This window comes from Bacillus sp. FSL P4-0248, assembly GCF_038593305.1.
GTDB lineage: Bacteria > Bacillota > Bacilli > Bacillales > Bacillaceae > Bacillus > Bacillus safensis.
Map to the genome: position 1 here is coordinate 1,432,089 of NZ_CP151983.1, position 15,205 is coordinate 1,447,293.

14 protein-coding genes are annotated in these 15,205 nt (G+C 41.7%); all 14 read left to right on the forward strand.

The window, feature by feature from the left end:
• Positions 1-42: 42 nt before the first annotated feature.
• The 14 genes from NST65_RS07255 (at position 43) to NST65_RS07320 (ending at position 15,204) form a co-directional block, all read left to right on the forward strand.
• Complete coding sequence (locus tag NST65_RS07255; protein WP_227001730.1) at positions 43-4,353, forward strand: S8 family peptidase; 4,311 nt, start codon at positions 43-45, stop codon at positions 4,351-4,353.
• Between the two features lie 250 nt (positions 4,354-4,603).
• The gene (spoIIGA, locus tag NST65_RS07260) at positions 4,604-5,533 is read left to right on the forward strand and encodes a sigma-E processing peptidase SpoIIGA (protein WP_034281695.1); all 930 of its coding nucleotides are present in this window, start codon (positions 4,604-4,606) and stop codon (positions 5,531-5,533) included.
• A 58-nt stretch (positions 5,534-5,591) separates the two neighbouring features.
• Positions 5,592-6,311, forward strand: a complete 720-nt coding sequence (gene sigE, locus NST65_RS07265; protein WP_007499746.1) for an RNA polymerase sporulation sigma factor SigE — start codon at positions 5,592-5,594, stop codon at positions 6,309-6,311.
• A 143-nt stretch (positions 6,312-6,454) separates the two neighbouring features.
• Positions 6,455-7,234: an RNA polymerase sporulation sigma factor SigG gene (gene sigG, locus NST65_RS07270; RefSeq protein WP_024424250.1), complete on the forward strand. Its 780-nt coding sequence runs from the start codon at positions 6,455-6,457 to the stop codon at positions 7,232-7,234.
• Positions 7,235-7,384: 150 nt separating this feature from the next.
• Positions 7,385-8,323, forward strand: a complete 939-nt coding sequence (locus tag NST65_RS07275; RefSeq protein WP_046310871.1) for a sugar-binding transcriptional regulator — start codon at positions 7,385-7,387, stop codon at positions 8,321-8,323.
• A gap of 244 nt (positions 8,324-8,567) precedes the next feature.
• Positions 8,568-9,812, forward strand: a complete 1,245-nt coding sequence (locus tag NST65_RS07280; RefSeq protein WP_024426935.1) for an SAF domain-containing protein — start codon at positions 8,568-8,570, stop codon at positions 9,810-9,812.
• 12 nt (positions 9,813-9,824) lie between these two features.
• Positions 9,825-10,256 (forward strand): transcriptional regulator GutM, encoded by a 432-nt coding sequence (locus NST65_RS07285; protein ID WP_024424247.1) that lies wholly within the window; start codon positions 9,825-9,827, stop codon positions 10,254-10,256.
• An 18-nt stretch (positions 10,257-10,274) separates the two neighbouring features.
• Positions 10,275-10,805 (forward strand): PTS glucitol/sorbitol transporter subunit IIC, encoded by a 531-nt coding sequence (locus tag NST65_RS07290; protein ID WP_024424246.1) that lies wholly within the window; start codon positions 10,275-10,277, stop codon positions 10,803-10,805.
• 13 nt (positions 10,806-10,818) lie between these two features.
• On the forward strand, positions 10,819-11,829 hold the full coding sequence (locus tag NST65_RS07295) for a PTS glucitol/sorbitol transporter subunit IIB (protein WP_024426936.1): 1,011 nt from the start codon (positions 10,819-10,821) through the stop codon (positions 11,827-11,829).
• A gap of 24 nt (positions 11,830-11,853) precedes the next feature.
• The gene (locus NST65_RS07300; RefSeq protein WP_111927335.1) at positions 11,854-12,210 is read left to right on the forward strand and encodes a PTS glucitol/sorbitol transporter subunit IIA; all 357 of its coding nucleotides are present in this window, start codon (positions 11,854-11,856) and stop codon (positions 12,208-12,210) included.
• Between the two features lie 130 nt (positions 12,211-12,340).
• Positions 12,341-13,117, forward strand: a complete 777-nt coding sequence (locus NST65_RS07305) for an ABC transporter ATP-binding protein (RefSeq protein WP_041118122.1) — start codon at positions 12,341-12,343, stop codon at positions 13,115-13,117.
• Positions 13,118-13,196: 79 nt separating this feature from the next.
• The gene (locus tag NST65_RS07310; protein WP_008344958.1) at positions 13,197-13,433 is read left to right on the forward strand and encodes a YlmC/YmxH family sporulation protein; all 237 of its coding nucleotides are present in this window, start codon (positions 13,197-13,199) and stop codon (positions 13,431-13,433) included.
• 235 nt (positions 13,434-13,668) lie between these two features.
• Entirely contained in the window at positions 13,669-14,508 is an 840-nt protein-coding gene (gene pgeF / locus NST65_RS07315; protein ID WP_024426938.1) for a peptidoglycan editing factor PgeF, read from the forward strand.
• A gap of 6 nt (positions 14,509-14,514) precedes the next feature.
• Positions 14,515-15,204: a YggS family pyridoxal phosphate-dependent enzyme gene (locus tag NST65_RS07320; RefSeq protein ID WP_258521787.1), complete on the forward strand. Its 690-nt coding sequence runs from the start codon at positions 14,515-14,517 to the stop codon at positions 15,202-15,204.
• The last annotated feature ends 1 nt before the right edge of the window (position 15,205 follow it).

Here is a 15,205-nt window from a genome sequence, read left to right on the forward strand (position 1 = left end):
ATACACTGTTTGACCATTTGAGGAGGAGGGATTTGATTGAAAGTGAAGTTTCGCAAGACCGCCGGCTATCGTTTGATGAGTCTTTTGGTGATTGGTACTTTAACGATGACAAGCTTTGGGATGGTTCAAGCAAAATCGACTTCTACCTCATATCAAGAGGAAGCTGTTTCCTCCAAGAAAACAAAAGCAAAGATCTCATCTAGATTAATGAAACAGTTTCAACAAGAAGACAAGGTGACCTTTTTAGTCAAAATGAAGGAACAAACCAATGTCAAAAAAGTGGCGAAGGATGCTGTGTCAAAGGCCAAAAAACAGAAGTTAACAGCAGCTAAAACGCAGTACACAAAAAGATCAGCTGTCGTATCAGAACTAAGAGCGACGTCTGAAGAGACGCAGGAAGCGCTGCTTGCTTATTTACAAAAGGCACAAAAGAAAAAGCAAGTGAAGGATATTCATTCGTACTATATTGTAAATGGTCTCGCTGTGACGGGAACGAAAGAAGTCATGGAAAAGGTGGCTTCCTTCCCAGAAGTAGATCAAGTGCTGCCAAATGAAATCCGTCAAATCCATCGTCCTGTTGATTTGAAAACTTCAAAGAAAAACAAACAAATCAAAGCAGCAGATGGAATCGAGTGGAACATTTCTCAAGTTCATGCCCCAGAAGCGTGGGCTTTAGGCTATGACGGAACTGGTACCGTTGTGGCAAGTATTGATACAGGTGTGGAATGGGATCATCCTGCATTAAAAGAAAAATACCGTGGATTTGATCCTGCACGTCCGAATGAACCTTCTCATGAATTCAATTGGTACGATGCAACGACAGGTTCTGAAGCGCCATACGATGATTTAGAGCATGGTACACATGTAACGGGAACGATGGTTGGCTCTGAGCCAAATGGAGAGAATCAAATTGGAGTCGCACCAGGTGCAAAATGGATCGCGGTGAAAGCTTTCTCAGAAGATGGTGGATCAGATGCTGATCTGCTTGACGCAGGTGAATGGATTTTAGCTCCAAAAGATAAAAACGGAACCCCTCATCCAGAAAAGGCGCCAGATGTGGTCAATAATTCTTGGGGCGGTGGGCCTGGTCTTGATGATTGGTATAAAGATGTGGTCAATGCTTGGAGAGCTGCGGACATCTTCCCAGAATTTTCAGCTGGTAATACGGATTTATTTAACCCTGGCGTTGAGGGATCTATTGCAAATCCTGCGAACTATCCCGAAGCCTTTGCGACGGGTGCAACAGATCAAAACAACAAACTGGGTTCTTTCTCTTTGCAAGGTCCCTCTCCATATGGAGTCATGAAACCAGATATTGCGGCCCCAGGGGTAAACATTCGTTCTTCTATTCCAGGGAAAGGGTATGAGGATGGCTGGAATGGAACCTCGATGGCAGGTCCGCATGTTTCAGCTGTTGTGGCTCTTCTGCGCCAAGTACAGTCAGATCTGTCTGTTGAAGAGATTGAAGAAATTCTCATTGATACTGCAAAACCACTGACAGATCAGCAATTCCCGGAATCCCCTAACAATGGCTATGGGGCAGGATTAGTTGATGCAAAAGAAGCCATCACAGCATTAACAGATGGAATTGGCAAGATTGAAGGGCAGGTAACAAAAGAAGGAGAAGATACAGAACCACCTGTTTTTTCTCATAAAGGACCGAATGAAATTTTTGCCTCTACGCCAACACCTCTTAGTATTACAGCAGAAGATGAAGTAGCTGTGACAAATGTCTCCTTGAGCTATCAAGTGGATCAAGGGAGAAGGGAGACGCTGCAAGCAAAACGAACGGATGGAAATCATTTAAAAGGGACATATGTTGTCCAGCTCCCAGAACTTGAGGGAGAAAACGTCACGTACCGATGGATTGTGAAAGATTTTGGAGAAAATGAAGCCGCATCAGAACCGTATACGCTTCCGATTAAAACATCCATCACGACTGGCTACTCGCAAGATTTTGAAGCTTGGCCAAGTGGATGGTTCAGTGGTGGAACAAAAGATCCTTGGCAGTGGGGGAAGCCGACCACAGGTCCGAAACAAGCCTTTACTGGAGATCATGTCTACGCTACAAACCTAGACAGTCCTTATGAAAATCAAACAGATGCTCATTTATCTATGCCGATGATTGCTGTACCTGAGTCAGGCTCCTCCTTTTTACAATTTCAATACTGGCATGACCTTGAAGCAAATTATGACTATGTGCATATTCATGTGCAGCCTGAGGGGGAAGATGCTGTCCAAGTGGCAGCCTACACAGGCAAAACAAGTGGATGGACAAAAGGAGAAGTTGATTTATCTGCCTACAAAGGTCAGAACGTGAGAGTTATTTTTCAGCTAAGAACGGATGGCAGTGTGACAAAAGACGGTTTTTATTTAGATGATGTGAAAATAACAGATCAAGCCTTGCCTCAAAAGGCAAAGAAACAACTTGGCGTCATCAAAAAAGAAAAGCCAGCACAGGAGCAGAAGAAACCCGTCGATCCGAAAAGTGCAAAGCCTGCTAAAATAAAAGAAAAGCATGTCCAGATGAAAAAGGAAAAAAGTGTAGATGCCCCATCTATCAAAGCTCTTCCGATGAAGGCAGAAATCAGTGTTCTTGAAAGCGGCAAGTCCACGTACACGGATGAAGCGACAGGGAGATATCAGCTTTCTCATGGTGCAGGGGAATTTACAGTGAAAGCTGAAGCATATGGCTTTGAATCACGCACCCAAAAAGTCAATATTTCTGCAAATGATCAGGCAGAGGCAAATTTCTCCTTACAGCCACTAGAAAAACGAACGATATCTGGCACAATTGTAAGCGAAGCAACGGGTGAAAAAGTAAAGGATGCTACGGTTTATCTTGTAGAGGATGCGAAAGTTGAGCCGGTGAAAACTGATGAATCTGGTGAGTTTTCTCTAGAGGCATTGAGCGGTGTGTATACAGTCAAAGTATTTGCGAAAGGGTTTAAAGGATATTCGTTTACAGCTGATGTGACAGAAAAGCCGCTTGAAAAAGCAATCAAGCTGGAACCTTTCATCGGTTTTGCTGGCGAAATTGGCTACGATGACGGAACAGCTGAAAATGCGCGGGCGTTCTATGATCCTGGTAATGGCTGGGCGGTGAAATTTTCATTAGAAAAAGGGAAGAAACAAGCGCAGGTCGCAGGGGGACTTTTCCGTTTCTGGACAACAGAGTGGCCAGCCCCTGGCGGGAATGAATTTGCGGTTGAAGTGTATGATGCTTCCGGAAAGGACGGTGCTCCAGGTAAGAAAATCGCTGGACCTTTCAAAGCGAATGCGCTGCGTAATGGTGAATGGACAAAAGTAGATTTAGAAGATCAAGCCATTACGGTGGATGGAGATTTCTATCTTGTCTATATTCAAACGAAAAAGAATACGGAATCTCCAGGCCTTGCAACAGATGAAGATGGACCAAATGCTGAAAGAAGCTGGCAGCTGACAAGCGGTGCCTTTTCTCCTTCTCCAAAAGAAGAGGGAAATTATATGATTCGTGCGCTTGTCCAATATGAAGCAGATGTGCCAGAAATAACATCTCCAAAGGCTGGAACGATCACGAACAAAGATGAACTGGAGATTGAAGGTAAAGCCTCTCCAGGGCTTGATGTAGCGATCTATCAAAACGATAAAGAGATTGCCAAAGTGAAAGCAGATCAGTCGGGTGCTTTCAAAGAGAAGGTTACAGTGTCAAGCGGAGAGCATGTATTTACGGCTGCCACTGTTACGGATAAAGGCGCAACGAAAAAATCCAAATCAGTCAAGGTGATCATTGATCAAACAGCCCCAGTGGTAACGATAGATACACCAAAAAAAGGGGAAAAATCTAACAAAGAATCACTCACTGTAGAAGGAAAGGTAACCGATGATCATCTTGATCAAGTCACTGTGAATGGAAAAAAGGCAGCAATAAAAGATGGGAAATATTCTGCAAGAATCCTGCTTGAGAACGGGAAAAATACGATCAAAGTTACAGCAAAAGATGCAGCAGGAAACAAAGCGACTAAAAAAGTCGATATCGATGTTCAATACGAAGCGCCTGAGATTTCTAAGCTGACACCAGCAGAGAATGTCAATCTATCATCAGGTGAGTCTGTTAAAATTTCATTTAACAGCAGAGAAAAGCTAGACGCAACGTTTGTCATTCATATGCCGCTGACAAACGCGAGATCAAAGCTGCAAAATACAACAGAACTTCCGCTTCGTGAGGTAGCCGGCGGAACATATGAAGGCTACTGGACAGCTACTTCTACCGCCAAAGCAAAAGGTGCAGTAATTGAAGTGATTGTTCGGGATGATTATGGAAATGTTACTCGACAAAAGGCTTCAGGCACATTAAATATCAATGAAAAATAATCCTTAAAAAAAGGCACGACTCCTTGGAGCGTGTCTTTTTCGTTTCGAATAATTGTTTGAAAGCTTGTCCGGAAGCACACTCTCTTGCTTTGTGCTCTCATTCCTCGACAAAAACAATAACAATCCACCAAAAGTTCTCTATCATCCCCAACAAGAATTGACAGACTTCCATCTCTTGGCTGTTTTATACTGGTACAAACAAGTGCAAGTACTGCTTTTGATTCTTTGTTTCAGATGAAAGGAGCAGAAGGTGGTCATTTATTTAGATGTGATTTGGCTGTTAAACTTTTGTTTTGATCTATTGCTTCTCTTACTCACTGCATTTATTCTCAAACGACAAGTAAAAAAACGGCGATATATGTTAGGAGCTCTGATTGGATCGAGCATTGTTCTCTTGCTCTTTACACCATTTGCAATGTTTGTGTCACACCCTTTGGGCAAACTGCTTTTTTCTGTCTTGATCGTGCTTGCTACTTTTGGATTTCAAAGATTTCGATCCTTTTTTCAAAACCTGTTTGCTTTTTACTTTATCACATTTTTGATGGGAGGAGGCATGATCGGGGTTCATTCGTTTTTACAAACCAATACTGTTATTCAAGACGGGCTGCTGATTTCACAAAATGATGGCTTTGGTGATCCCATTAGCTGGCTTTTCGTTTTAACCGGCTTTCCTGCGATTTGGCTGTTTTCAAAGAAAAGATTAGGAGAGGTCGGTGCGAAAAAAAGACAGTTTGATGAACAAGTCCTTGTGGAGATACACATTCACGGGGAGATCATCCGTTTAAAGGGACTCGTCGATTCCGGTAATCAGCTGTATGATCCTATGACGAAAACACCTGTGATGATCGTTCAAGCAGATCAGCTCATGTCCATTTGCGGAGAGCCATTTATAGAGCTTATGAAGCAGTCTCATCCTGTTGAAGTGATGCAAAAGCTCGATGATCAATTTCCGCTTCTTGACCGTTTAAGACTTGTTCCATATCGAGCGGTCGGTCATGATCACGGGTTTCTTCTATGCTTAAAACCAGATACGGTCATCATTTATTCAAAGACGCATATGATCCAGCCAGCCAAGTGTTTTGTAGGCATGAGTCTGAGCGGTTTATCAGCAGATCAGGAATTTCAATCCATCATTCATCCAGATATGTTAGAGGGAAAAATCATCCAAGGGGTGTCTTAAGTTTTGGTGATGTCTTTTATCTTACGAGGTCAACTTGACATTTAGAAGGGAGAAGAAGATGAAAAAATTAAAATTTAAACTCACTTACTACTGGTATAAACTCCTCATGAAGCTAGGTCTTAAGAGTGATGAGATTTATTATATTGGTGGTAGTGAGGCGCTGCCGCCGCCATTATCAAAGGATGAAGAGCAGGAACTGCTTGTCAAATTACCAAAAGGTGATCAAACAGCAAGGGCCATCCTGATCGAAAGAAATTTGCGGTTGGTGGTCTACATCGCAAGAAAATTTGAAAACACAGGGATTAATATTGAGGATTTAATTAGTATTGGAACTATTGGTCTAATTAAGGCAGTCAATACATTTAATCCAGAAAAAAAGATCAAGCTTGCGACATATGCTTCGAGATGTATTGAAAACGAGATTTTGATGTATTTGCGCCGAAATAATAAAATTCGTTCAGAAGTGTCGTTTGATGAGCCGCTCAACATTGATTGGGACGGAAATGAACTGCTTTTATCAGACGTACTTGGAACAGATGATGATATTATCACACGGGATATTGAAGCAAATGTAGATAAAAAACTGTTGAAAAAAGCGCTGGAGCAATTAAATGACCGCGAAAAGCAGATTATGGAGCTCAGATTCGGTTTAGTTGGCGGTGAAGAAAAAACCCAAAAAGATGTCGCTGATATGTTAGGAATTTCCCAGTCGTATATTTCAAGACTTGAAAAAAGAATTATTAAACGATTACAAAAAGAATTTAACAAAATGGTCTAAAAAAATTTTTTTGAAAGCTCTGTCCCTTTGCTGTCAAAGGTATCAACTTCTTTTCTCATGATTCTCATCATCACTCGTGCATATTTTTCCATCCCAAGGAGATACTGAACTTTGTACAACAGCTCCTGTAGGGAGGGAAAAAAGTGTCCAGAAATAAAGTGGAAATCTGCGGAGTCGACACCTCCAAACTGCCTGTTCTGAAAAACGAAGAGATGAGAAAATTGTTCAGACAGCTGCAGGATGAGGGTGACGATACAGCAAGAGAAAAGCTAGTCAATGGCAATTTGCGGTTGGTTTTAAGTGTGATTCAGCGTTTTAACAACAGAGGCGAGTATGTGGATGATCTCTTCCAAGTAGGCTGTATCGGATTAATGAAATCAATTGATAATTTTGATTTAAGCCACAATGTCAGATTTTCAACTTACGCGGTCCCTATGATCATAGGAGAAATCCGTCGATACTTGCGTGATAACAACCCAATTCGGGTGTCTCGTTCACTTAGAGATATTGCCTACAAAGCGCTTCAGGTTCGTGAGAGGCTGATAAGTGAGACAAGCAAGGAGCCAACGGCAGAAGACATTGCCAAAGTGCTGGAAGTGCCTCATGAGGAAATTGTCTTTGCCCTAGATGCGATTCAAGATCCTGTTTCTTTGTTTGAACCGATCTATAATGACGGAGGAGATCCGATTTATGTGATGGATCAAATTAGTGATGATCGGAACAAAGACACACAATGGGTAGAGGAATTGGCCTTAAAAGAGGGTATGCGCCGATTGAATGATCGAGAAAAAATGATTCTGCGCAAACGCTTCTTCCAAGGAAAAACGCAAATGGAAGTCGCTGAAGAGATCGGAATTTCTCAAGCACAAGTCTCAAGACTTGAAAAAGCAGCCATTAAACAAATGAATAAAAACATCTTTTAAAGCCGCCACTTCATGTGCGGCTTTTTTCATTCTTGGAAAGAGCACGTCTCGAGTATTGACTCTGTTATTTTTTTCATTTAATCTGTTTTTAACAAATGTTATTTTAGATATCATTTGTTAGGGAACACTTAAGCGGAAAGAAGGGTTATTATGACATTCCATGATGAAAGAAGGCTGCTCATTAAGGTTGCGCATATGTATTATGAAGAAGGCGCCACTCAATCTAAAATAGCAGAAGCGGTTGGGGTTAGCCGTTCGCTCATATCGAAATATTTGGCAAAAGCACGTGAAGCAGGAATCGTGGAAATCATTATTCATGATGAAGTGAATCAACAATATGGATCATTAGAAAGAAAAATAGAGCGGAAATATGGGCTGCGAGAAGTCGTCTGTGTGGAAACGCTCAGTCAAGAAACAACAAAAAGCCGAATTGGCGCTGCGGCGGCAGGCTTTTTATTAAAAGTCATGAAGGATGGACAAGTCATCGGTTTTTCCTCAGGAACCACTTTGCATGAAATGGCGAAAGCGCTTACGTCAGTTCAGCACTACCCATCCGTGACATTTGTTCCGCTAGTCGGGGGTGTGGGAAACGAAGATGTTGATATCCATGCCAATTATATTATTGCGAGATGCACAGAGGCACTCAAATCTAAATGTGAGTTTTTACATGTGCCTGTCATGCTTGATACGAAAGAAGCGAAGGATGTACTGATTCGGCAGCCGTCAATCAAAAAAGTGATTGAACTAGGAGAATCATCAAATATTGCGGTTGTCGGGATTGGCGGGGTTCCGCAGCATTCAACGATGGTGAAATCTTATATGACAAGCGGAGAGGAGGATATTCTTCAAGCGAAGGATGTAGCGGGTGACATTTGCTATAACTTTATTGATCACCAAGGGGAAGTGTATCCCCACCCATGGAACGACAGGGTAATGGGCATAAGCCCGCAAAAGCTGAAAGAAATCCCGCTAGTCATTGGTGTCGCTGGAGGAGAAGAAAAAATTGAAGCGATCCGGGCAGCATTAGAAGGCGGATTAATTCATGTATTAATTACGGATGAACGAACAGGAGATGCCTTATTAAAGTAACTACCTAATATGATTAGGTAGTTTTTTTGAGTCTTTAGACTCAAAAAGATTGAAAATTTTATCGATTTTATCTTGACACAAAGTTGACACATCATATAAACTAAGTTCATAACAAATGATAAATAAAATAACAAATGTTACAAGAAGCAGATTTTTGTTAATTTTTATAACATTTGTTAAAAGTTTCAGATTATTTTTCTAGCAATCTACCCGAGAAGCAAGAAAACCTGAAAGGATGATTTAGATGTCAATCTATCAACAGTTGTTAGCTCGAGAACGCAGTGGAGATCCAATCAAAGTAGGAATTATTGGGGCAGGTCAAATGGGCTTTGGACTTATTTCACAAATTTCAAAAATCCCAGGTATGATTGTAGCAGGTGTTTGTGATATTCACCTTAGTGCAGCAGAGAAGGCAGCGAATTTTTACAAGCAGCATGCGAAGCCGCATCAAATGGTCGTCACAAATGATTATAGAGAAGTGATTCAATCAGATTTTGTGGAAGTTGTCGTAGATGCAACAGGAGTGCCAGAGGTCGGAGCAAACATTTCTTTGGAAGCGCTTAATTCAAAGAAACATCTCGTTCTTTTAAATGTAGAAGTTGATATTACCATCGGTTTGGTGATGCATAAATTATTCACAAATGCAGGGCTTGTTTACTCTGGATCAGCTGGAGACGAACCGGCAGCAACACTAGAATTATATGAATTTGCAAAAACAATGGGACTTGAGGTGCTCGTTGCTGGGAAAGGCAAGAACAACCCATTCTTCCCAGAAGCAAATCCAGATACGTGTAAAGCAGAAGCAGATAGTAAACATATGAGTGCACATATGCTCGCTGCCTTCCAAGATGGAACAAAAACAATGGCAGAAATGAACTTATTAAGTAACGCGACAGGGCTTTTGCCAGATAAAGTCGGTATGCACGGAGTCGAAGCAAATTTAGAGAATGTAGCAGATAAATTGAATCAAAAACAACAAGGTGGCGTGCTCGATAACTTCGGAGTCGTTGAATATGTAAATGGACTTGCTCCAGGCGTATTCGTTATCGTCAAGAGTGATCTAGAGCCAGTAGATGAAGAGCTTCGTTACTTAAAAGTTGGAAAAGGTCCTCACTACACGCTTTACCGTCCTTTCCACTTAGCGAGCCTTGAAACACCTGTTACGATCGCAAAAGCGGTCTTACAGCATGATTCATCGATCCACCCGATTGGTGTACCAGTCTCAGAAACAGTCGCTGTTGCGAAAAGAGATATTAAAGCAGGGGAATCACTTGACGGAATTGGCGGATACTCCGTAAGAGGTGTACTTGAAACACATCAAGACATGAAAACGAATGGTCACATTCCAATTGGCTTAATCAGCGGAAAAGTTGTAGCGAAAAAAGACATCAAATTAGGACAGTTCCTTACTCATGATGATGTAGAGCTTGATTCAAACACAACCGTCTGGAAGCTGCGTTCATTACAAGATCACTTATTTCAATCATAAGGACGTGAAGCTATGGAAAAATTAGCAATCGTACTTTGTATCATTCTCATTGTGCAATATGGGTTATCTTTTATCCAAATCAAGTATTACCGCAAAAGCATGGACTCACTAATTGATGACTACAGAGGGAAACAGGGATATCACTTATTTTCAGGAATGGAACGGCGCAAAGTTGGCCCTGGGGCCATTGCGCTCATCATTGTGGATGAATCGTATATCATTCAAAAATGCCATGTGCTTGGCGGCGTGTCGATCTTATCTAAATTTAAAGAAGTCCCTGCATATGAAGGCAAGCATGTAGGGGCTGTGCTGGACGAGCACCATATGATGAAGAAGACGTTGAAAAAGCGCAAAAAAGCGCCAGCTGTCATGCAAGCACTTTCCATGGCGGCTGAGCAGGCACTTGTCTCGATTTCGAAAAAAAATATAACAAATGTGAACTAAGGAAAGGGGAGATGAAACATGGAATGGATTCAATGGTTTGGAGAGCACTTTATCGGAATGTTTGAAGCCGGCGGAAAGCAGTTCATGGGTCTAATTACAGGTATCGTTCCAACGCTTGTTGTGTTACTTACTTTCACTTATGCTGTCATGAAATTTATTGGAGAAGAGCGAGTGAATAGAGCCATTCAGTTTGCAGCGAAATATACCATTTTGCGCTACACGTTAATGCCGATCTTATCTGTTCTTATTTTGACAAACCCAATGGCTTATACGTTTGGCCGCTTCTTACCTGAAAAACAAAAACCAGCATTCTATGATTCAGCTGTTTCATTTGTTCATCCGGTGACATCACTGTTCCCGTATGCCAACGCAGGAGAACTATTTGTCTACTTAGGAATTGCGAACGGGATTAAAGAAGCTGGATATTCAATGTCAGAGCTTGCTGTTCGTTACTTCTTAGTCGGGATCGTCGTCATTTTACTACGCGGAATCATTACTGAATGGATTACAAAATATTTAGCAGGAAAAATGAAAGCGAATTCACAATAGGGGAGGGTTAGACATGACAAACCACAAAGTATTTGTTGCAAAAGGTGCTGGCGGATGGGGAGAAGGCTTAGAGCTTGAACCAACTGGTAAAAGAAGAAAGGTTGTTTCCATTACAGGGGGAGGCATTCACCCGGTTGCACGTAAAATTGCAGAAATGACAGGGACAGAAGCATGTGACGGCTTTAAAAACTCTATACCAGAAGATGAAATGATGTGTGTTGTCATTGACTGCGGTGGAACAGCGCGAATCGGACTTTATCCAATGAAACGCATTCCTACTGTAGACGTTTTGGCATCCTCTCCTTCTGGGCCGCTTGCTAAACATATTACAGAAGATATCTTCGTATCAGGCGTAACAGAAAAAGATATTTCCTATGCAGAAGCATCTGATGGTGAGGCGAAAGCAGAAGGTCAGGAAAACAGTGAGTCGATTGACAAAGAGAATTTCAAAGAAACGTATGCAAAGCTGAAAGAGGAAAATATTGAGCGGCAGGAAAAAGGCAATTTCCTGATGAGATTCTCACGCGGAATCGGGAAAGTCACCGGTACGTTCTACCAGGCCGGCCGTGATTCTGTTGATATGCTTTTGAAAAACATTATTCCTTTCATGGCATTTGTCAGTATGTTAATTGGAATTATCAATTATACAAAAATCGGTGACCTGATTGCCCATTTTCTATCACCTTTGGCAGGATCTCTTTGGGGGCTCTTACTGCTCGTTGTGGTCTGTACACTGCCGTTCCTATCACCTGTCTTAGGACCTGGAGCAGTCATTGCCCAAGTCATCGGTGTTCTGATTGGTAGTCAAATTGCACTAGGAAACATTCCGCCTCAATTTGCACTTCCTGCACTATTTGCCATCAACGGCCAAGTAGGGTGTGATTTTATTCCAGTGGGGCTGTCACTTGGTGAAGCGAAGCCGGAAACGGTACAATATGGGGTACCAGCTGTTTTGTATAGCCGTCTTATTACAGGGGTTCTATCTGTTGTGATCGCTTACGTTGCCAGCTTCGGTATGTATTAAGTATTAAAGGAGGAATCGAGATACATGGTAACACAATCTGTCGTAAAAGAAATTGGGATCTTAGTCCCTCAATTTAAAGAAGATAAGCTGATTGTTTTATTTGGACCCGCAGCGCCGCAGGAATTAAGAGATATGTCTGTCATTCATGAGTTCGAGCATCTAGAAGAAGAGCCGCTAAAGCTAGGCGGAACCATTCAAGTGGGCGATCAAACGTACACGATCACAGCCCTCGGCAATAAAGCAAATGAGAACTTTAAAGAGCTCGGCCATATTTCGATCTACTTCCAAGAACCGTTTGATGATGTATTACCAGGTGCTGTTTTTGCATCCCCGCACACGTTTCCTGATATAAAAGAAGGCGTACGAATTGAAATTTCGTAACCATGTAAAAAAAGCTGTTCCTAATTAGGAGCAGCTTTTTTATATGAGGTTTACCAGAAAGAGCATTTACGATATGCTGTAAACATTCATTATTTGTATATTCAGAATTTTTAATCAGGAGGAAGTTATGGTGTCACTTGAATTGAAGAATGTTTCATTAAAAAGAAATGGGAAATGGCTGCTGCAGTCTATTGACTGGCAGGTGAACAAGCAGGAACACTGGGTGCTTTACGGTTTAAATGGTGCGGGAAAAACCGCTTTATTAAATATGCTCTGCTCCTATTATTTCCCCACATCAGGCGAGATGACAGTGCTGGGACATGTCTTTGGCAAGGAAGCTCTTGGTGAAAAGCTCAGGAGGAAAATTGGTCTCATCTCAGCGGGACTTGAAAAGAAATTGCATAGAGACGACAATGCTTTTGAAATTGTACTTAGCGGCGCATTTGCTTCTATCGGGCTTTATGAAACCCCGACAGATGAAATGAGAGAGAAAGCCATTGATCTATTAAAAGCATTTGGTTCATTCAAATATGCCAACAGAACATATGAAACCCTCTCACAGGGAGAGAAGCAAAAAGTCTTGATTGCGAGGGCTTTAATGAATGATCCGCAGCTTTTGATTTTAGATGAACCTGTGACGGGTCTTGATTTTTTAGCAAGAGAGCAAGTGCTGGAGACCATCTCATTTATTGCAGCAAAGCCTGATGCGCCTACTTTGCTCTATACGACCCATCATGCAGAGGAGATTCTGCCTGTTTTTCAGCACACCTTATTATTAAAAGATGGATCTGTTTTTGATCAAGGAGAAACAAAAGAAATGATGACAAGCGGCTTGCTTTCTTCTTTTTTTGAATGTCCGGTAGATGTCATGTGGAGAAATGGCCGTCCGCATTTAAGTAAATTGTAGATAAAAGAAACTATTGGTCTGCGTCCCTGCTTTTCCATCATACATATTATAGTAGAAAACGAAAGGCGGGGAAGGACAGATGATCAGTATTTCTGAATTCCAAATCAAGGATGTCGTCGATGTATCCAGCGGAAAAAAACTAGGCACCATTGGGGACATTGATATTAATGTGACAAGCGGCAAAATACAAGCGATTATTATTGGCGGCACAGGGAAAATGATGGGATTTTTCGGAAAAGAAGAGGAAATGATCGTCCCTTGGCGAAATATAGTAAAAATTGGCGAAGATGTGATACTTGTCCGATTGTCTTCTTAATTCATATAACTCCTCAATGAATCATTCAATTTTTCCTTAAAACAAACTCTCCATTCTCAGCAAACAATGTCTTTTTCGGGTAAAAAGATTACGTTTTCATATCAATTTGAAAAAAAACCTGCAGAAAGGGCACATTTGAGTGTAATATTTAATGAATCCCACTAACTGTCTATGCATGTCTTGTGGTAAAATAGGAGCGATATAAAGAGAGATGAATGAAAGGTGGGAGGCAGCTTTGACACACAAATATGACCCCTTTCAGCAGAAATCACCATATGCAATGACCATTCATGATTGGACGAACATGACATGTTCTGGAAAAGAGGTATTGGCCGGATTTACGACAAAAAATGGCGGCTTCAGCCTACCTCCATATCAATCATTGAACACTGGACTCCATGTAGGAGATGATGCTTCTAGTGTTCAAATGAATCGTCAAGTCATAGCAGATGCTGCTGCTGTGCCGCTCTCTGATTGGGTGTTTGCAGACCAAACACACGAGGATCGCATCCTGAAAGTCACCAAGGAGCAAAGAGGAAGAGGAAGTCTTCATTATCATGAGGCACTGCCTGGTACAGACGGTTTATATACCTCTGAGACGAACATGATGCTCGCTCTTTGTTTCGCTGATTGTGTTCCGCTTTATTTTCTAGCTCCGCAAAACGGATTAATTGGAACGGCTCATGCCGGCTGGAAAGGAACCGTCAAGCAAATTGGTGCAAAGATGGTTGATGAATGGGTCCGCCAAGAAGGTGCCAAGGCCGATCATATCCAAGTCGTCATTGGACCATCCATTGGCAGCTGCTGCTACATAGTCGATGACGCAGTCATGGATCAAGTGAAACAGCTTCCTTTTTCAACAGAGGATGTGTATTCCGAGATTTCACAAGGACAATATAAAATTGATTTGAAAACATTAAACAAAAACGTATTGCTTCATGCAGGAATAAAAGAAGAAAACATACATGTCAGTTCGATGTGCACAAGCTGCAATGATCAGCTATTCTTCTCACACCGGCGTGATCAAGGCAAAACAGGACGTATGATGTCTTTTGTCGGGTTTAAGGAGGCATAAGTGCAATTGAATGTACGAGAGAATCTCAGACAAATAAATGAACAAATAAACGAAGCATGTAAAAGAGCCGGTAGACATCCAGCAGATGTATCGGTCGTTGCTGTGACAAAGTATGTCTCAATTGAACGAGCACAAGAAGCCAAAGAAGCAGGAATTATGCATTTTGGTGAAAATCGTGACCAAGGGTTACTTGAAAAGCAGGCGGCCATAACCGATGAAAACATTAGCTGGCACTTCATCGGCAGTTTACAAACACGTAAAGTGAAATCTGTCATTCAGACAATTGACTACTTACATTCGCTCGACAGGATGTCTCTTGCGAATGAAATTGAAAAAAGAGCGGATCACACAGTTCGCTGTTTTGTACAAGTGAACACGTCACTTGAGGAGTCAAAACACGGCTTGAAAAGTGAAGACGTCATTCCGTTTGTGAAGCAGCTCGCTGATTTCAAACAGATTGAAATTGCTGGACTGATGACGATGGCTCCATTTACAGATGATCACACTGTGGTTCGAAACTGTTTTAAAACATTAAAAAACCTTCGAGAAGAAGTAAAACATCTTAACCAAGTAAATGCACCTTGTCAGCATTTATCGATGGGCATGTCAAATGATTTTGAAATCGCAATTGAAGAAGGTGCGACATTCGTTCGGATTGGCTCTTCACTTGTTGGAAATGAAACAGGAGGTGCGTGAC